An 18,674-nucleotide genomic window follows, 5' to 3' on the forward strand; every position below is an offset into this window, starting at 1 on the left:
TTCCCGTGCGCTGAAAGTTTGAGATCGATCAACTAACCGGCCATGCAATCTATATCCGAAGTTTGGGCCAATGGACGATGGGTGCTGCTGTAAAGTGTCAGCATGTATTGTTGCCCAAGGCTACTTTCCACCAAGGTGTAATGTTTGCCGGCTTTGAAGTCCTTATAAGTAATGTTGGCGTTGCAGGCACTGCCGTTACTGTCCCCATCACCCTCGACATACAGTGTGCTGCCCAGCGTATGCTGGCCCTTGGGGACCTCGAAAAAGCGCCCGTCAGCGAGCCGCTTGCCATCCAGTGTCTCGGCCATGAGGGTGGTGGTCGGCTCTTCGCGCAGGCTCACCCATGCCTCGTCCGGAGCGGCCTTGGGCATTGGCCCGGCACAGCCACCCAGCACCCCGAGTGCTCCCAGTAGAGGTATCACTACCCGCCATCTTGTACCCATCTACGACCTCTGATTGCAGCTGCGAATGATTCGCACAGGATGGTCACCAAGCCGCTTCGCTGCAAATGAATATGGCCCTGGATTTTGCTTAAAAAACGTTAATGCAGGTTTAACCGACGCACCTGAAAGTCCGTGGAAGACTGCGCCCCGTTCAACTTTCGGGGGCAGGGTATGCTCGGTCTGGTCAAAACGGCACTTCACAAACCCTACACGTTTCTGGTGTTGGCAATTGTGATCTGCATCGTCGGTCCGTTGGCGGCAGTGCGCACGCCAAGTGATGTTTTCCCTGATATCGGCATACCCGTAATTGCCGTGGTCTGGCAATACGCAGGGCTGGCCCCGGACGCCATGTCGGGCCGTGTGGTCTACACCTATGAGCGGGCACTGAGCACCACGGTCAACGACATCGAACACATCGAATCGCAGTCATTGCCGGGCATGGGCATCGTCAAGATCTTCTTCCAGCCCAGTGTCGACATCCGCACCGCCAACGCGCAGGTCACCGCGGTTTCGCAGACCGTGCTCAAGCAGATGCCGGCGGGCATCACGCCGCCGCTGATCCTCAACTACAGCGCCTCGACCGTGCCGATCCTGCAGATGGCCTTCTCCAGCCCGACGCTGTCCGAGGCGCGCATTCGCGACCTGGTGCAGAACAGCATCCGCCTGCCGTTGACTTCGGTACCCGGCCTGTCGATGCCGACCCCGATGGGAGGCAAGCAGCGCCAGATCACCCTCGACCTCGACCCCCAGGCTCTGGCAGCCAAGGGCTTGTCCGCCGAGGACGTGGCCAATGCGCTGGCCGCGCAGAATCAGATCATCCCGGTGGGCACGGCGAAAATCGGCCGCAACGAATTCACCGTCCTGCTGAACAATAGCCCGACGGCCATCGACCAGCTCAACGCGTTGCCGGTCAAGGTGGTCGACGGCGCGCAGATCACCATCGGCCAGGTAGCCCACGTGCGTGACGGGGCGCCGCCACAGACCAATATCGTGCGTGTCGATGGCCGCCGCGCGGTGCTGATGCCGGCGTTGAAGAACGGCAACAACTCGACCCTGTCGATCGTCGACGGCATCCGCAGCATGCTGCCGCGCATCAATGAAACCCTGCCGCCGGAGCTCAAGACCTCGCTGCTCGGCGATGCCTCCACGGTGGTCAAGCAAGCGGTCGGCAGCGTCGCCCGCGAAGGCCTCATCGCCGCCTTGCTGACCAGCGCGATGATCCTGCTGTTTCTCGGCAGCTGGCGCTCGACCCTGATCATCGCCGCGTCCATTCCGCTGGCGGTGCTGTCGGCCATCGCCTTGCTGGCGCTCAGCGGGCAGACCCTCAACGTGATGACCCTCGGCGGCCTGGCGCTGGCCGTGGGCATCCTGGTCGACGACGCGACGGTGACCATCGAAAACATCAACTGGCACCTGGAGCAGGGCAAGTCGGTGCGCCAGGCCATCCTTGATGGCGCCAGGCAGATCGTCGGCCCTGCCTTCGTGGCCTTGTTGTGCATCTGCGTTGTATTTGTTCCGATGTTCATGCTCCAGGGCATCGCCGGATACCTGTTCCGGCCCATGGCATTGGCAGTGATGTTCGCCATGGGGAGCTCTTTTATTCTGTCGCGCACGTTGGTGCCGACCCTGGCCATGTTCCTGCTGAAGCCGCACCGGGTGGAGCAGGGCGAAGGGCGGCACCCCGAGGACGCGTATCTCAATCACCATGAAGGCGACCAGGCGGCCAACCCGCTGGTGCGCCTGCAGGCCGGTTTCGAAGTGGGCTTTTCGCGACTGCGCGACGGCTACCAAGGGTGGCTCGAACTGGCACTCGCAAACCGCAAGCGCTTCCTGCTCGGCTTCCTCGGCTGCGTGCTGGCCAGCTTTGCCCTGCTGCCGACGTTAGGTGAAGACTTCTTCCCCGAGACCGATGCCGGGGCGATGGCACTGCATGTGCGCCTGCCGCTGGGTACGCGCATCGAAGAAAGCGCGGCGGCCTTCGACCGCATCGAAAGCCGCATCCGCGAAGTGCTGCCGGCAGAGGCGGTGGCGTCGATCATCGACAACATTGGCCTGCCCATCAGCGGCATCGACATGGCCTACAACACCAGCGGCACGGTCGGGCCGCAGGACGGTGACATCCAGATTGCGCTCAAGGCCGGCCAAGGCCCGACCGCCGAGTACGTGAGGCGCCTGCGCGAGGTACTGCCGGACAGCTTCCCCGGCACCACCTTTGCCTTCCTGCCGGCAGACATCAGTAGCCAGATCCTCAACTTCGGCTCGCCAGCACCGCTCGACGTGAAGATCTCAGGCCCCAACGATGCCGCCAACCGCGCCTACGCCGCCGAAGTGATGCGCCGCCTGCAGCACGTTGCGGGCATCGCCGACCTGCGTCTGCAGCAGTCGGAAAGCTACCCGTCGCTGCAGGTCAACGTCGACCGCAAGCGCGCCGCCGAGCTGGGCATCACCGAGCGCGATGTCACGGCCAGCCTGGGCGCCTCGCTGGCCGGCACCTCGCAGACGGCGCCGACCTACTGGCTCAACCCGGCCAACGGTGTGTCGTACTCCGTGGTTGGCGCCACCCCGCAATACAAGATGAGCAGCATCGCCCAGCTGGAGGCCCTGCCGATCACCGGCAGCAATGGGCATACCGCCGTGCTCGGCGGCATCGCCAGCCTGGCGCGGACCCACACCGCCGACGTGGTCAGCCACTACAACATCACCCCGACCCTGGACCTGTATGCCAACGTCCAGGGCCGTGACCTGGGCGGCATCGCCGCAGACATCCAGCACGTCATCGACGACACCGCCCAGCTGCGGCCCAAAGGCGCGACCGTGAGCCTGCACGGCCAGGTCAGCGCGTTGCATGAGGCCTTCCACGGCCTGAGCCTGGGCCTGCTGGGGGCCGTGGTGCTGATCTACCTGCTGATCGTGGTCAACTTCCAGTCCTGGATCGACCCGTTGGTGATCATTACCGCCTTACCCGCCGCGCTGGCCGGGATCGTCTGGATGCTGTTCGTCACCGGCACCACGCTGTCGGTACCGGCGCTCACCGGCGCGATCCTGTGCATGGGTGTCGCCACGGCCAACTCGGTGCTGGTGGTGAGCTTCTGCCGCGAGCGCCTGGCGGTGCACGGCGATGCCGTGAAGGCTGCCATGGAAGCCGGTTTCACCCGCTTCCGGCCAGTGCTGATGACCGCCCTGGCGATGATCATCGGCATGCTGCCGCTGGCCTTGTCCCAAGAGCAGAACGCACCACTGGGCCGGGCGGTGATTGGCGGCCTGGTGGTCGCCACCTGCGCGACCCTGTTGTTTGTCCCCGTCGTGTTCAGCCTGGCCCACCGCCGCTCAACCCCTCACGCTGTCGTTGGAGAAAACCTGCATGCCTAGCCGTTCCATCACTGATCGCCGGCGCTTGAAACGCCTGGGGGGCGCCGGCCTGGGTCTCGCTGCCCTGGTGGTTGCACTGGGGGTGTATGCCCGGCAGCACCAGGCCGCTGCGGTGCAGGCGTGGACCGAGAGCCGGGCAACGCCTGCCGTGGTCACCTTTACGCCTTCGATGAATGCCGCCAGCCAGGTCCTGAGCCTGCCGGCCCACCTGCAGGCCTGGAACATGGCGCGGGTCAACGCCCGGGTCAGCGGCTACCTGAAGAACTGGCAGGTGGACATCGGCATGGCGGTCAAGGCCGGCCAGCCGCTCGCTGAAATCGACAGTCCCGAACTCGACCAGCAACTGGCCCAGGCCAAGGCCAGGCTGGCGCAGCATCAGGCCAGTGCGGCGCTGGCGCAGAGCACTGCCGCGCGTTGGCAGCACTTGTTGGCCAGCCATTCGGTATCGCGCCAGGAAGTCGACGAGAAGGTAGCTGCTGCCGCGGTCGCCAGCGCCGATGCGCAGGCCGCCGAAGCGGATTATGCGCGGCTGAAGGACCTGGCGGCGTACAAGGTCATCCGGGCACCGTTCTCCGGCACCATTACCGCCCGCCACGCGCAGGTCGGCCAGTTGATCAAGGCCGACAGCGAAAGTGCCACCTCGCTGTTCGACATCGCCGACACTCGCCGCCTGCGCCTGTACGTGCCGGTGCCGCAGAACTACGCCAGCCAGATTCTGCCCGGCATGCAGGTGCAGTTGTCGGTGCCCGAGCGGCCCGGCGAGCACTTCATGGCCGCGTTGCTGGGCACCTCGACCGCTGTCGACCAGGGGTCGGGCACGCTGCTCGCGCAGTACGCAGTGGATAACAGCAGCGCGGCGTTGCTGCCGGGCGACTACGCCAACGCCCGCCTCACCCTGCACAGCAATCCCAAGGCCGTGAGCATTCCCGCCAGTGCGCTGATCTTCAGGGCCCAGGGGCCGCAGGTGGCGGTGCTCGATGGGCAAAGCCGCGCGCACCTGCGCAGCATTCACATTGCCCAGGACCTGGGCAGCACGCTGATCGTCGATGGCGGCCTGGGCCTGAAGGACCTGGTGGTGGACAACCCGCCCGACGCCCTGCGTGACAATGATGCGGTGCGCAGCGTAACACCGGGAGGTGGGCATGCGCCTTCGGTTTGAGCGTGGCGGGTTGTTGCTGTGCCTGGCCTTGCAAGGCTGCTCGCTGGCACCCCATTACCAGGCGCCTGTGGTGCAGTTACCGGCGCATTACGGCGAGCGCTCAGGTGCCTGGCAGAGGGTGGTTGAGCAAGGGCAGTTGCCCGAGCAATGGTGGAAGCTGTTCGATGACCAACGTCTCGACGCGCTACAGGCACAGCTTGAGGCATCCAACCCGAACCTGGCCGCGGCGGTGGCGCACTACGATGCTGCCGCAGCCTACGCCCAGGGCCTGCATGGCGGGCTGTGGCCCGAAGCCCGCGCAAGTGCCACACCGTTACGCCAGCGCCAGTCGGATCGCCGGCCGCTGCGTGGTGCTACCCAGCCCTCGATTTACGACAGCGACACCGCCGGCCTGAGCCTGAATCTTGATTTAGACCTGTGGGGCCGGCTGCGCAACCAGGTCGCAGCGGGGGATGCTTCAGCGCAGGCCTCGGCGGACGACCTGGCCGATGCGCGCCTGAGCCTGCAGCGGCAACTGGCGGTGCTCTACGTTCGTGCGCGAGGCCTGGACGCGCAACGCCAGTTGCTCGACCGCGCCGTGGCCGACCGTGCCCGGTTGCTGGCGCTGATTCAGCAGCGCTTCAACGGCAATATCGCCTCGGAGCTTGACCTCGATCGGGCGGCCGCCAGGCTGTCCGAGGCCAAGGCTGCCGTGGATGACGTGGTCGCCCAGCGCACCCTGGCGCAGCATGCCATTGCCGAGTTGGTCGGCGCCTTGCCGGGCGAGTTCGCGCTGGCAGCGGACGCTGCACCGCTCAACGTACCGCAAGTACCCGCGCAGTTGCCCGGCTCGTTGCTATTGCGCAGGCCGGATGTGGCCGCCGCCGAGCGTCGCGTATTTGCCGCCAACGCCACGATCGGCGTGGCCCGTGCCGCTTGGTACCCGGACTTCAGCCTGGTGGGGCTGGTGGGTGGGCAGACGCAGGGTAGCGGCAACCTGCTGGCGGCAGCCAATCGCTACTGGGCCATCGGCCCGGTGCTGCAGCTGCCGCTGTTCGACGGCGGCCGTCGTTCGGCCGAGGAGCGCCGGGCCCAGGCCGAGTTCGAGGCGGCGGCAGCGGCTTATCACGGCAAGGTGCTGCTGGCCGTGCGCGAGGTCGAAGACAACCTGGCCCAGGTGCACGACCTTGCCCGGGAAGCGGATGATGTGTGGCAAGCGGCGCAGGCGGCAGGCAGCGCCGAGCAGATTGCCATGGACAGTTATCGGCAGGGCGCGGTCAGCCTGCTGGATGTGCTGACCGCTCAGCTCGATGCGTTGCAGGAGAAGCAGAAGCTTCAGGATCTGCAGACCCGCCAGCTGGAGGCGCGGATCGGGCTGATGGCGGCCTTGGGAGGTGGTTGGGAGGGTGAAAGGAAGGTGCCTGGATGACCCCGAACCAGTGCAGCCCGGTTTCGCTTGCAGCGGGCATCCGTTGCTGGGCATGATCGAGTCTTCTCTCAAAGGAAAGGATCGCCAACATGCCTGCCTATCTTGCTGCGCAGAACGAATTGCTCGTAGGGGACGGCCTGGTAGTCGAGGCGCCGGCCGCGGAAGGGCCCTATGTCGTAGTGTTCGAGGACGATGAGGACACCGGTTATTTCTACGCCCTGGATACCTCAGGTGCCGGCAACCCGATCCAGAATGCGCTGCACATCTACGACGTGGAAAGCGTCTCGGATCGTGACAAGCCCTCGGAGGTCAAGATTGCCTGGTCAGAAGACCACCGCAAGGCGCTGCTGCTGATCAACGACTACCCCCACGCAGTCTTCGACTTCGAAGCCAAGCAGGGGCATTGCCGTACCGGGTTCCCGTTGCCGATGGACAATGGCTGGTCGCATGCAGGCCACGAATGGGATGACAGCGCACTGCGGCATTTTGCCTGAAGCCCCTTCAGGCCCAGCCAGGGAGGAATCGATGGATGCATGAAACTGTCAACGGCATCGATACGGTGGTATTCGATCTGGGCGGCGTGCTGGTCGACTGGAACCCACGGTATCTGTTTCGCAAGATCTTCGTGGATGACGAAGCGGCGATGGAGGCGTTTCTGGCCAACGTCTGCAACACGGCCTGGAACGAGCGCCAGGACCGCGGCCGGTCATGGGCGGCCGCGATCGAGGAGACCATTGCCGAGCACCCGGCGCACGAGGCGCACATCAGGGCGTATCGCGAGCGTTGGGAGGAAATGCTGGCCGGTGCCATGGACGGCACGGTCCAGGTGCTGGAAGAACTGCACGCTGCCGGTGTAAGGCTGCTTGCCTTGACCAACTGGTCGGCAGAGACCTTTGCGCATGCCGAGCAGCGTTTCGCGTTTCTCGAGAAATTCGAAGGGGTGCTGGTGTCGGGCAGGGAAAACCTGATGAAGCCCGAACCGGAGATTTTCCAGTTGCTGCTTCGCCGGTATGAACTCGATCCGTCGCGCACGCTGTTTGTCGACGACGTGCAGAAGAACGTGGATGCGGCGAAAGCGCAGGGGATGCAAGCCGTGCGCTTTGTCGACGAGCAGCAGCTGCGTCAGGCGCTGGCGGGCTTTGAACTGCTGAGCGCCATGTAGCCAAAGACCGTCAAAAAGTCGCAAAGTTTCACCCGAAAAACAGTAACTTAGAGAATTTTTGCAACCCGTGTTACTGGTCGGATTTCCGTTGAAAGCCTCCGTGCAGAGCCTCAGGATCGCCTCGGCATTCCCTTGAGGCTCTCATCCATGAAGTACTCCTCGATTCTCTTGTTGTCACTTGGCCTGTTGAGCGGCGTCGCTTCGGCAGGCGGCAATACCGAAGCAGGCATAGGCGGCGCGCTGGGCGGGGTACTGGGCTCGGTGGTCGGTCAGTCGATCGGCGGCAACACCGGCTCGGCAATCGGCGCAGGCTTGGGTGGCGCGGCCGGCGGTGCGGTGGGGGCCAACAAGCACAGCCGTGGCGAAGCGGCCATTGGCGGCGCACTGGGCGCCGCCGGCGGCAACGTGGTGGGTCGGCAGATGGGCGGCACTACAGGCAGCATGATCGGTGCAGCAGCCGGTGGCGGCCTGGGCGGTGCCCTGGGTAACCACATGGGCCGCGAATACGACGATGAAAGTGGTCATCGCGGCGGTGGTCGCGACTATGACGATGATGACGACGACCGTGGCTGGCGCCGTCACCATCACGACCGCGGTCATCACTATGGCTGGCGCAAACATCACCGCGACTGGCGCGACGACGACTGATCGGCGCCGAGGTTGGCGCCCTGTTCAAGGCGCGCCGAACAGCATCGTCCAGTACACCCCCTCATCACTGCTCGCATTCGCGACAAAGGCCGCGCCAACCTGGGTGAACATCGGGTTCATCAGGTTGGCACAATGCCCTGGGCTGGCCAGCCAGCCGGCCATCGCCTTGCTCGGGGACCCTTGGCCCGCGGCAATGTTCTCACCGATCTGACGCCTCCGGTAGCCGGCATCCCACGCCCGGTCTGCGGACAAATCAGAAGTAGCGTCCCTGTTTTCAGCACGCTCCAAGAATAAACGTTGCTTTTGGGTAAACCTGTATTAATGTAGAAGTAAGTACATTTTTTGTTGAATACTCTACATGCTCCAGTGGTCGCTATTGATCCTTGGGTTGCCGACGGCCAACGCCACCGAGCGAATGCGTGCCTGGAGAACCCTTAAAGCCTCTGGCGCAGCAGTGCTGCGTGATGGCGTATACCTGCTGCCAGAAACTCACGTGGGCCGAGATACCTTCGAAGCCGTGGAGCGTGATGTACTGGCCAGCAACGGCACAGCGTTTCTGTTCTCGCTATCTGAACCTGAGGAACGCTTCAGCGGGCTGTTCGACAGGAGCGATGAGTACACCAGGCTGATGGAAGACGTTGCCGGCAGCCGGGCTGAGCTCACGCCGGATAATGCGCTTCACGTTGCACGGCAGGCACGCAAGCTCAGAAAGGCCTTTGGCCAGTTGGCAGCAATCGATTTCTTCCCGGGCCTGCTCAAGGCTCATGCCGACGCGGCCCTGCAAGACCTTGAGACCGCTATCAGCCGGGCGCTGTCCGCCGATGAGCCGCGTGCGCACGACGAAGCCATCACTCGACTCAGCCGCACCGACTACCAGGGACGACGATGGGCAACCCGAAAACGCCCCTGGGTGGATCGGTTGGCCTGTGCCTGGCTGATCCGTCGCTTCATCGACGCTGACGCCCAATTCATCTGGTTGAACCATCCCGGCGACTGCCCAAGCGATGCACTGGGCTTCGATTTTGATGGGGCCAGGTTCAGCCACGTGGGCCAGCGGGTTTCCTTCGAAACCCTCATCGAGAGCTTTGCCGTGCAGCAGCCAGGCCTGGCACGCCTGGCCGGCATCATTCACTACCTGGATGCAGGCGGCAATCAACCTGCCGAGGCAGCCGGTATCGAGCGTGTCCTCGCAGGCTTGAGAGCGAGCATTGACGATGACGATCAACTGACCGTGGTCGCCGGGGGCATCTTCGATGGCCTGCTGGCGGCTTTTGCAAGTGAGGAATCGCAACATGGTTGACACCCCCTCAGCAGTAAGCGAGCAGCCGCCATCGCAAGCGACCCGGCAGCCGATCGGCCTGTATGAAGCCTTCCTGTTCTGGCTCAAGTTAGGCTTCATCAGCTTTGGCGGGCCTGCCGGGCAGATCTCGATCATGCACCAGGAGCTGGTCGAACGCAGGCGCTGGATCAGCGAGAAGCGTTTTCTGCACGCGCTGAACTACTGCATGTTGTTGCCCGGCCCCGAGGCCCAGCAGCTCGCCACCTATATCGGTTGGCTCATGCACCGTAGCTGGGGCGGGGTGATTGCCGGCGCATTGTTCGTGCTGCCTTCGCTGTTCATCCTGATCGGCCTGTCCTGGGTCTACGTTGCCTTTGGCGAGGTGCCGGTCGTCGCAGGGATCTTCTATGGCATCAAGCCCGCGGTCACCGCGATTGTCGTCCATGCCGCCCACCGGATTGGTTCACGAGCCCTGAAGAATGGCTGGCTGTGGGCCATGGCCGGCGCCTCGTTCGTGGCGATCTTCGCGCTCAACGTGCCGTTCCCGCTGATCGTGCTGGTGGCCGGCATCATCGGCTATGTGGGTGGTCGCTTCGCCCCAGGCAAATTCGTGATCGGTGGCGGTCATGGTGCGGCAAAAGACAGTTATGGTCCGGCGCTGATCGATGACGACACCCCAACGCCAAAGCATGCACGTTTCAGATGGGCTCACCTGGTACGCCTGCTGCTGGTCGGCGCAGGGCTGTGGGTGCTGCCCATGGGGTTGCTGACGCTGTCGTTTGGCTGGGACGGCACCCTGACGCAGATGGGCTGGTTCTTCACCAAGGCCGCACTGCTGACCTTTGGCGGCGCCTACGCGGTGCTGCCCTATGTTTATCAGGGAGCGGTTGGGCATTACGGCTGGTTGACCCCCACCCAGATGATCGATGGCCTCGCTTTGGGCGAAACGACGCCAGGGCCACTGATCATGGTGGTTGCCTTCGTCGGATTCATCGGTGGGTACGTGCATCCGATGTTCGGTGCGCAGCACCCGTTCCTTGCCGGTGCAGTCGCGGCGAGCCTCGTCACCTGGTTCACCTTCCTGCCGTCGTTCATCTTCATCCTTGCCGGAGGCCCGGTAGTGGAATCGACCCACAACGAGATGAAGTTCACCGCACCGCTGACAGGCATCACGGCGGCTGTAGTGGGGGTGATCCTCAACCTCGCCCTGTTCTTCGGCTACCACGTGCTTTGGCCAACGGGCTTCAATGGGGCGTTCGACTGGCCGTCCGCAGTGATTGCGCTCAGCGCTGCGATTGCTTTGTTCAGGTTCAGGCGCGGTGTGATCCAGGTGCTGTTCGCCTGCGCACTGGCAGGCCTGGCGGTGCACCTGTTGCGCTCATGAAGGCTGAGGAAACTTGCGGCGGCCCAGCCCAGGTCGTCGCAAGTCGGCCTACCTACTTGGGCATCAGCACCGTATCAATGACGTGGATTACGCCGTTGGACTGCTTTACATCGACGATAGTAACCGCTGCCTTGCCGCCTTTGGCGTCCCCCAACCAGAGTTTACTGCCGTGCAGCATCACGGTGAGCGGTTCACCCTGGACGGTAGTCAGGGTGGTTTTGCCCCCCTGCATCTTGGCCTCGTCCATCAGTTGCTTGGCCGTGTGAGTACCGGCTACGACGTGATACGTCAGGATCTTCGTGAGGTCGGCCTTGTGTTCAGGTTTCACCAAGGTGTCCACCGTACCTGCCGGGAGCTTGGCAAATGCTTCGTTGGTGGGCGCGAAGACGGTGAACGGGCCTTTGCCGTTGAGGGTGTCCACCAGGCCGGCGGCTTTGACGGCTGCCACCAATGTCGTGTGATCCTTGGAATTGACCGCGTTTTCGACGATGGTCTTGTCCGGGTACATCGGTGCGCCGCCCACCAGTGGCAGGTTTGCGGAAAAACCATGGGATGCCACAAGGCACAGGGCGACCAGGCAGGTTGTTGCGAGGCGTTGAGCAGAGCTGAACATGATGCGTCTCCTCGATTCTTCGACCCTTCGAATGAAGGTGAAAAATATACGGAGCAGCCGGGCAAACGGATGCATTACAGCGAAGATATTTTTCCTTGAGCGATTACGGGGCCGGTGGGCAGGCCGGTAGGTGAGCCGCTTTCAGGCTCTAGCGATACGGCTAGCACGGCGCCATCGCCCAGTGATGCGGCAAATTCCGCTGGGATGGCCAGGTCTGCGGCCGCATTCGAAGGAAGCAGGCCCAGCGAATGCGGTTTGCCATCCTTGCCGATCAACCAGGCTTGGGCGCTGCGGCCCTTCCAGTACGAGGCACGCGTCGGCACAAACAGCACGGCGCGTTCGCCAGGTTGAACCGTTGCGGTAAACAGGACATCGCCGTCACTTTGCTCAAGGCGGGCGAGCAGGGTTGTCGCTACCCTGTGCCCGGGCATGCCGAGGTTGAAGACGGCAACGATCAAACCGGCAGCCAGCGCCGCAGTAGTCCAGCGCCAAAAGCCGACAGAGTGCCAGCCGCTGCGACGGGCCTGCTGCCGTGAAGGCTCATTGCGGAACAGTTGCGCCTCGATCCGCTGCCAGGTGCGGTCAGGCGGGCTCGCCTCAGGCACCTGACCCAGCCAGCCCTCGAACTGGCGCTGCCACGCTGCCACTGCGGCTTGCATGGCTGGGTCACGCGCGACCAGCGCTTCCACCTCTTTGCAGGCGTCGCGGTCAAGCACGCCCAGTACGTACTCGGCGATCAACAGATCGCGATCATCGTCCGGGGGAAGTTCGTGTTCGCTCATAGGCCAAGGCATGCACGCAGTCTGAGGAGCCCACGGCGAATCCAGCTTTTCACTGTCCCGAGGGGAACGCTGTGCCGCTCAGCCAGTTCAGCGTAGGAACAACCTTCGAAAAATGCCACGCGAATGTAGCGCTGCTGGTCCTCTTCCAGTGTTGCGAGGCAGCGTTCCAGCGCACTGCCTTGGTGATCTCGCTCGACGCTGTCCACCACAGAATCCTGCATGGGCCACTGCGCGAGGGTTTCGAGGGGTTCGTGGATGTGCCGGGAACGGCGTCTGTCGATTGCTTTGTGTCGAGCAATCGAAGCCAGCCAGGTGCCAGCACTGGCTAGCGCCGGATCGAAGCTGGAGGCTTTTAGCCAGACGCTGGTGTAGATTTCCTGAAGGGCCTCTTCTGCCTCGGCGCGGTTGTTCAGGTAATACAGGCAGATACCGAACAACTTGGCCGAGGTGGCGCGGTACAGCGCCTCGAATGCCAGACGGTTGCCCGTGCCGCAGGCCAACAGCAGCACGTTCTGCGCCGCAGCTTGCGGCGGGTCGGCATGATGACTTGTGATGTCAGCGCTGATGGCCAATGTGCAGTCTCCTGAAGGCGCTAAACAACCTTAGCCCGGATTTTCAATTGCCGGCGGCTGGCTGCTGGTTTCAGCCGATGTGCACACCATTGCGGCCTGCACCTTTGGCCTGGTACAGCGCCTGGTCGGCGCGCACGAGCAGGTCGTGGTAGCTGTGCAGTTCACCACCCTGGGTGCAGGCGATGCCAATGCTTACGGTGACCCGGGCAAACGGGCTTTGCTGGTGGGCGATAGGCTCATTGCTCAGGCATTCGAGCATTGCCTGGGCAACAATGGCCGCGCCAGCGCTGTCGGTGCCGGGCAAGATCGCCGCGAGTTCCTCGCCGCCATAACGGGCCAGCAGATCGGGAGGGCGACGCATGCAGGCCGCCAGCCGTTTGGCCACCTGTTGCAGGCAGGCATCACCCGCCGGGTGGCCATAGGTGTCGTTGTAGCGTTTGAAGTGGTCGATATCGATCATCAGCAGGCTCAGCGGGCCAGCGCTGCGCTGGGCCCTGCCTGCCTCCTGGGCCAGGGCCTGGTCGAAACTGCGGCGGTTGGCCAGTCCGGTCAAGGGGTCGTGCATGGCCAGGCGTTCAAGCTGCTGGTTGCTGTCGAGCAGTTGCTGCTGGGCCACCCGCAGGTCATCCTCGGCCAGGTTGCGTCGGCGCATGGCGCGGATCAGCAGCCAGCCGATGGTGCCGGTCAGGCCCAGCAGCGCGCACACCACCAGCACCGACAGTTGTGCCTCCATCCGCCAAGCTGCCAGGGCTTCATGCTGCCCCAGGGCGACGGTGGTCACCAGCGGCAGCTGATCGCTCCTGCGAAACGCATACAGGCGCTCGACACCGTCCAGGCTGGAGGTGAACGAGGCGGTACCGACCGTTTTGTCGACCAGGTACTTGGTGTAGATCGGCGATTGGGAGAAGTTGCGCCCCATGTCCTGCTCGCGAAACGGGTAGCGCACCAGCAATGTGCCGTCGGTATAGGTCAGCCCGATGGCGCCATCCCGGCCGACGTCGATCTGGCCGAACAGGTGCAGAAAGTTCTCGATCCCCAGCGTGACTGCCACCACGCCGGCGAAATCGCCGTTGGCATCATTGAAGCGACGACTGATGGTAATGACCCATTCCTGGTTGGCGCGGCTGCGGATGGGCGGACCGATGAACGACTCGCGCGAAGGGTCGTCGCGGTGATGGATGAAGTAGGCCCGGTCACTGCTGTTGGCACCGACCGGGATCGGGCGATTGGACGACATCAGCCAGCGCCCGTCCTGCCCGTAGATGGTGATACCGCTCATCTGTGGCATCAGCGATTGTTGCCGGTTGATCAGCTGGCTCAGCCGTTCGATCTGTGCCGGCCCGCTGCCTTCGGTTTCCAGGCGTTCCACCAGGCCGAGCAGGATCATCGAACTTTGCCGCACGATGCCTTCGGAATAGGTGGAAAGCGCCTGGGTGAGGTTCAGGCCATGGGTGTTGATGTCTTCCAGTGCCTGTTCACGAGAAGCCATGACCTTCCATAGCGTCAACGAAGCGAGCGAGCAACCAATGACCGTTAGCAAAAGGACAACGAGGTGAATGTCACGCTTCACGTTAGTACCTGAGAGAAGTCCGGATTTCGACGTTGGCGCTCAATGGCGGAAGGCCATGGCACATAGCCATTCCTGGCATGCAGCAAGAATACCGTGGAGTCGAAGCGAACCGCAGCAGTTATACATCGTGTTGGTGCATCTCGTTGGGCTGGCTAAATCTCCAGCCACTGCCCATACAGTCTGGGCAATTGTTCACGCACCCAGCAAACAAATGCCTCGACCTGCGGCGCCAGGTGCGATCGGCTGGGGTACAGCACTGATACGGGTCTGGGCGGCGGACGGTAGGCTTGCAACACCTCCGTCAGCGTGCCGTCCGCCAGAAACCGCTCCAGCACGATGCCAGGGGCTTGGAGCAAGCCGAAGCCCGCTACGCCACATTGAACATAGGCATTGGATTCGTTGACCGTGATGCCCTGACGGCTGATGAAGGAATGCTCCTGACCGGCATCCATGAAGTGCCACGCCAGTGGGCGCTGGTTCTGCCCGGAAATAAAGGTCACGCCGAGGTGCGCGCTCAGCTCCTCCAGGCTTTTCGGCTCGCCATGTTCGCGCAGGTAGCGCGGCGCCGCGCACGTCACCATGGTAGCCATGCCGATACGGGCGGCCACCAGGCTGGAGCTGGGCAATGGCCCTATTCGCAGCACGCAATCTACGCCTTCTGCGACCAGGTCGACGGTCCTGTCCGTGACCCCAAGCGCCAACTCGATGGCAGGATGCAAATCGGAAAAAGCTTTCAATCGCTCTATCAGCGCAGGCTGCGAAAACGCGGTGGGGATATCAACCCGCAATCGACCGCGCAAGGTCGAACCTGGCGACGAGAACATCGTCGAAGCAGCCGCCACGTCTGCAAGAATCTGCGTAGCGCGCGCGTAGTACTTTTCTCCTTCTGGGGTGAGCCTGACTGTACGGGTGGTGCGTTGGAACAGCCTCACCCCCAGCGAGGTTTCCAATTCCTGAATTGCCCGGGTGACTTGCGGACGGCCAATCTGCATGGCGTCCGCTGCGCGGGTAAAACTGCCGAGTTCGGCTAGCCGGGTGAACACTTGCATGGACTGGAGCAGTTCCATCGCGTCTTCTCAAATCGATTGTTTGTTGCCGGTTTGGCTGATGTGCAAAGTGTGATTGTTGCCTCTGAAAATAACAATCCTTTGCCTGGCGTGGCATTTATCGAGCCTCCCTTCGTTGGGAAGATGTCGCCAGTGGCACACACCAACTGGAGACAGGCACATGAAAGCATGGCTTTTGAACGATTTCGGGCTGGATAATCTGGCACTCGGCGAAGTCGACACACCCACCCCCAAGGCAGGCGAGTTGCTGGTCAAGATCGGCGCCGTTTCGCTCAATTATCGTGACAAGGCCATCGTCGAGGGCTTTTACGAACCTCACCTGGTACCCAAGCCATTGATACCGGTCAGCGATGCGTCGGGCACAGTGGTTGCCGTGGGGGAGGGCGTCAGCAGGTTCAAGGTGGGCGACCGTGTCAATTCGCATCTGTACTCGCGCTGGATCGACGGTGAGCCAGGGCCTGACGAACCGGCCTACTGCTTCGGCATGCCGCTGCCAGGTGGCCTGGCCGAATTCATGATCATTGATGAGCAAAGCGCTGTGCGTGCCCCAGACAACCTGTCCGACGAAGAAGCGTCAACGCTGCCGATTGCGGCACTGACCGCATGGTATTCGTTGGTCGACTATGGCCAGGTCCAGCCCGGCCAGACGGTACTGGTGCAGGGCACCGGCGGGGTATCGATTTTTGCCGTTCAGTTGGCCACTGCACTGGGGGCCAAGGTGATCGTCACCTCCAGCAGCGATGCGAACCTGGAGGCGGTGAAAAAGCTCGGCGCGGTGGCTGGCATCAACTATCGGACCTACCCGCGCTGGGAGGAGGAAGTCCTGAAGCTCACCGCTGGCAAAGGCGTCGACTTGCTTCTGGATGTGGCAGGTGGGGAGGGCCTGAACCAGTCTGTTCTGGCAACCAAGGCCGCCGGCAAAATCGCCCAGGTTGGTTTTCTGACCGGTCAATCCACATCATTGGCCCTCATGCCGCTTATCTTTCGACAGACCACGATACGGGGCATCGCCGTGGCGCCGCGTTCATCGTTCGACCGCATGAACGCATTCCTCAACGAACACGCGATTCGTCCGGTGATCGATCGGGTCTATTCGTTCAACGAGGTGCACCACGCGTTCGAACACCTGGCGAGGGGCGCCTTCGGCAAAGTCGTCATCAACGTCTCCTGACCCAGTGGACCCCGCCGCGCAGGTAAACCTCACCCTACCTGCGCAAGGTTTCGAATAGAAATGTCCTGAACCACCGATTGCCGGCATCGGCATCGTAGGCAGCATGCCAGTGAACCGTGGATTCGACCCCCGGCATCTCCACCGGCAAGGGATAGATGACGAAGTCTTCGGAATGGTTCAGCGCACGGGCCACGCCTCGGGGAGGGTGACCGTCCAGCCGGTATGCCTGAGGGTCTCGAGTACGATCTGACGCCTTTGGGTGAGCAAGCGGCGACCCATGTCGCCGCGCTTGCCGATTGGCTGGAGATGAATCTGCATCAAGTCCCCGACGCCTGCTAGAGTCCCGCGATCCATCGCGAACGGTCATCCCCTCAACCAGCCTGCGCCGCCAGGCTGTTGCTGACCTTGCGCCCCAGCCCCCATACCGTGACGAACCCGCAGCCCACCAGTGCCGTGGCCAGGCTCAGCAGCACCGAGCTGCCCAGCTGGTCGACGATGCGCCCACCGAAGAACGAGCCCAGGGCGATGATCACCTGGAACATGGCCACGAACAGCGGCATGCCGCGCTCGACGTCCTTGGGGGCCACGACGAACATCCAGATGCTGGCGCAGGCCGGGAACGCACCAAAGGCGAAGCCCCAGAGCGCGATCAGCATCGCCGCGCCGGTGAGGCCGGTGGCGAAGTAGGGGAACAGCGCGGTGCTGACGCCAATCATCACCGCCACCAGCAACAGCGTGTGGCGCACGCTCTGGTTGGCGGCATAGCCGGCGAACAGGTTGCCGATCACCCCGGCTGCGCCGTAGAGCAGCAGCAGGGAACCGATGGTCGAGCCATCGAAGCCGGAACTCTGCTTGAAGAACGGCGCGACATAGGTGTACGCGGCAAAGTGCGCCAGGCCGATCAGCAGCACGGCGATCAAGCCGACCCGGGCTTGCGGGTTGATGAACAGCGCCGGCAGGTCACTGACACGGATCGCCTTGTCCGGGTTGAGCCGCGGCAGCAGCAACAGCTGCGCCACCAGTACCGGTACGCCGAGCAGCGCGGTGGCCAGGAAGGTCATGCGCCAGCCCATCAGGCCACTCAGCCAGGTGCCCACGGGCACGCCCAGCACGGTGGCCAGGGTTACACCGGCCATGATGATCGAGGTGGCGCGGGCCACGCTCACTCCCTTGGGCGCGAGGCGGCCGCTGAGGGCAATGGCGGTGGCCCAGAAGCCACCGATGCTGATGCCCAGCAGTACGCGACCGAACAGCAGCAGGCTGAAGTCGCTGGCGTAGGCCACCACCGCGTTGGCGATGATCATGATCAGCGTCAGGCCGATCAGCAGGTAGCGCCGGTCGAGGGCGCCGATGCCCACCGACAGCAGCGGCGCGGCGAGGGCCGCCATGATGCCGGGCAGGGTCACCATCAGCCCGGCATGGCCGGCGCTGATGCCCAGGTCGCTGGCTACATCGTTGAGCACGCCCACCGGCAGAAACTCGCTGGTGACCAGGGCGAAGGCACCGACGGCGACTGAGAGAATCGCCAGCCACTGTTGCCTGACGCTCTGTTGATCATGCTCGGGACGGCCGTGAGAGGCCTGACTGACGCTTGGCATGTTCCTGATTCCAAGGTGAGGTCGCCTGTTGCAGGCGAAGGGGGAGGGAAAATTGAAGGCGATTATAAAAGCCGGCAGCGGGACGTCGACAGGCGAGCCGCTCGATAGTATTCATCAACGTGATCGATGGGCCGCGCTGGGTAGAGCGCTTACGCTGTGCTCAAGGTCGAGATGTATCGTGGTAAAGGCCGTGGATGTGCTCAGTGGCGAAAGCAAGCCGAGTTGAAGCATATCCAGACGTCAGAAGCGAATGGGGGAGGGATTGCTGGCTACGAGAACGGCCTCTCCTCCGACCTGCTATGGCGCTATGAGGAGGTGTACAAAACTTCGTTTCATAAAGTAGGGAAGTGGAAATAATCCGCTCAACTGTAGTCCTTTTCCTAAATTGGCGCTTGCATCCTTTATCCGTTGCGGTCGAAAGTGCAGGGCTCTAGTCTCGGCGTGTCGCT

General features: G+C 63.0%; 16 protein-coding genes and 1 pseudogene. 9 read left to right on the forward strand and 8 right to left on the reverse strand.

Annotation, left to right across the window (positions count from 1 at the left end):
* Positions 1–32: 32 nt before the first annotated feature.
* Entirely contained in the window at positions 33–443 is a 411-nt protein-coding gene (locus tag HU738_RS18860) for a PA0061/PA0062 family lipoprotein (RefSeq protein ID WP_176509245.1), read from the reverse strand.
* Positions 444–614: 171 nt separating this feature from the next.
* Between HU738_RS18860 and HU738_RS18865 the strand changes: the two genes are divergently transcribed.
* From HU738_RS18865 to HU738_RS18890, 6 genes are all read left to right on the forward strand, one after another.
* Entirely contained in the window at positions 615–3,812 is a 3,198-nt protein-coding gene (locus tag HU738_RS18865; RefSeq protein WP_186603071.1) for an efflux RND transporter permease subunit, read from the forward strand.
* Positions 3,805–4,971, forward strand: a complete 1,167-nt coding sequence (locus HU738_RS18870; RefSeq protein ID WP_186603072.1) for an efflux RND transporter periplasmic adaptor subunit — start codon at positions 3,805–3,807, stop codon at positions 4,969–4,971. Before HU738_RS18865 ends, HU738_RS18870 begins: the two co-directional genes overlap by 8 nt.
* Positions 4,955–6,379 carry an efflux transporter outer membrane subunit gene (locus HU738_RS18875; RefSeq protein ID WP_186603073.1) on the forward strand — a complete coding sequence of 475 codons (1,425 nt, stop codon included), beginning with the start codon at positions 4,955–4,957 and terminating at the stop codon, positions 6,377–6,379. Before HU738_RS18870 ends, HU738_RS18875 begins: the two co-directional genes overlap by 17 nt.
* An 89-nt stretch (positions 6,380–6,468) precedes the next feature.
* Positions 6,469–6,873, forward strand: a complete 405-nt coding sequence (locus tag HU738_RS18880) for a DUF2251 domain-containing protein (protein ID WP_186603074.1) — start codon at positions 6,469–6,471, stop codon at positions 6,871–6,873.
* Positions 6,874–6,908: 35 nt separating this feature from the next.
* Entirely contained in the window at positions 6,909–7,541 is a 633-nt protein-coding gene (locus tag HU738_RS18885) for an HAD family hydrolase (RefSeq protein ID WP_186603075.1), read from the forward strand.
* Between the two features lie 147 nt (positions 7,542–7,688).
* Positions 7,689–8,189, forward strand: a complete 501-nt coding sequence (locus tag HU738_RS18890; protein ID WP_186603076.1) for a glycine zipper domain-containing protein — start codon at positions 7,689–7,691, stop codon at positions 8,187–8,189.
* A gap of 24 nt (positions 8,190–8,213) precedes the next feature.
* On the opposite strand, the pseudogene HU738_RS18895 reads toward HU738_RS18890, so the two are convergent.
* Positions 8,214–8,444, reverse strand: a pseudogene (locus HU738_RS18895) (CAP domain-containing protein); the annotation flags it as partial.
* A 103-nt stretch (positions 8,445–8,547) separates the two neighbouring features.
* On the opposite strand from HU738_RS18895, the gene HU738_RS18900 reads away from it, so the two are divergent.
* Together HU738_RS18900 and chrA are read left to right on the forward strand one after the other, a co-directional pair.
* Positions 8,548–9,489 (forward strand): chromate resistance protein ChrB domain-containing protein, encoded by a 942-nt coding sequence (locus HU738_RS18900; protein WP_186603077.1) that lies wholly within the window; start codon positions 8,548–8,550, stop codon positions 9,487–9,489.
* The gene (gene chrA, locus HU738_RS18905; protein ID WP_186603078.1) at positions 9,482–10,852 is read left to right on the forward strand and encodes a chromate efflux transporter; all 1,371 of its coding nucleotides are present in this window, start codon (positions 9,482–9,484) and stop codon (positions 10,850–10,852) included. The genes HU738_RS18900 and chrA overlap by 8 nt, the downstream gene beginning before the upstream one ends.
* A 52-nt stretch (positions 10,853–10,904) precedes the next feature.
* Here the strand turns inward: chrA and HU738_RS18910 are convergent, their stop codons facing one another.
* The 5 genes from HU738_RS18910 to HU738_RS18930 all read right to left on the reverse strand — a co-directional run bounded on the left by HU738_RS18910 (position 10,905) and on the right by HU738_RS18930 (position 15,456).
* Positions 10,905–11,465: a fasciclin domain-containing protein gene (locus HU738_RS18910; protein ID WP_186603079.1), complete on the reverse strand. Its 561-nt coding sequence runs from the start codon at positions 11,463–11,465 to the stop codon at positions 10,905–10,907.
* A 74-nt stretch (positions 11,466–11,539) separates the two neighbouring features.
* Positions 11,540–12,247: an anti-sigma factor gene (locus tag HU738_RS18915; RefSeq protein ID WP_186603080.1), complete on the reverse strand. Its 708-nt coding sequence runs from the start codon at positions 12,245–12,247 to the stop codon at positions 11,540–11,542.
* A complete protein-coding gene (locus tag HU738_RS18920; RefSeq protein WP_189660623.1) occupies positions 12,244–12,819 on the reverse strand; it encodes a sigma-70 family RNA polymerase sigma factor in 576 nt (191 codons plus the stop codon). The genes HU738_RS18915 and HU738_RS18920 overlap by 4 nt, the downstream gene beginning before the upstream one ends.
* Positions 12,820–12,889: 70 nt before the next feature.
* Positions 12,890–14,389 carry a sensor domain-containing diguanylate cyclase gene (locus tag HU738_RS18925; protein ID WP_186603081.1) on the reverse strand — a complete coding sequence of 500 codons (1,500 nt, stop codon included), beginning with the start codon at positions 14,387–14,389 and terminating at the stop codon, positions 12,890–12,892.
* A gap of 152 nt (positions 14,390–14,541) precedes the next feature.
* Positions 14,542–15,456 (reverse strand): LysR family transcriptional regulator, encoded by a 915-nt coding sequence (locus HU738_RS18930; RefSeq protein WP_225923502.1) that lies wholly within the window; start codon positions 15,454–15,456, stop codon positions 14,542–14,544.
* Between the two features lie 160 nt (positions 15,457–15,616).
* Between HU738_RS18930 and HU738_RS18935 the strand changes: the two genes are divergently transcribed.
* Positions 15,617–16,627, forward strand: a complete 1,011-nt coding sequence (locus tag HU738_RS18935) for a zinc-dependent alcohol dehydrogenase family protein (RefSeq protein WP_186603082.1) — start codon at positions 15,617–15,619, stop codon at positions 16,625–16,627.
* A 371-nt stretch (positions 16,628–16,998) separates the two neighbouring features.
* On the opposite strand, the gene HU738_RS18940 is transcribed toward HU738_RS18935, so the two are convergent.
* Positions 16,999–18,225, reverse strand: coding sequence for an MFS transporter (locus HU738_RS18940; protein WP_186603083.1), 1,227 nt, complete (start codon positions 18,223–18,225; stop codon positions 16,999–17,001).
* Positions 18,226–18,674 lie beyond the last annotated feature (449 nt).

The sequence above is a fragment of the Pseudomonas vlassakiae genome, assembly GCF_014269035.2.
Classification (GTDB): domain Bacteria; phylum Pseudomonadota; class Gammaproteobacteria; order Pseudomonadales; family Pseudomonadaceae; genus Aquipseudomonas; species Aquipseudomonas vlassakiae.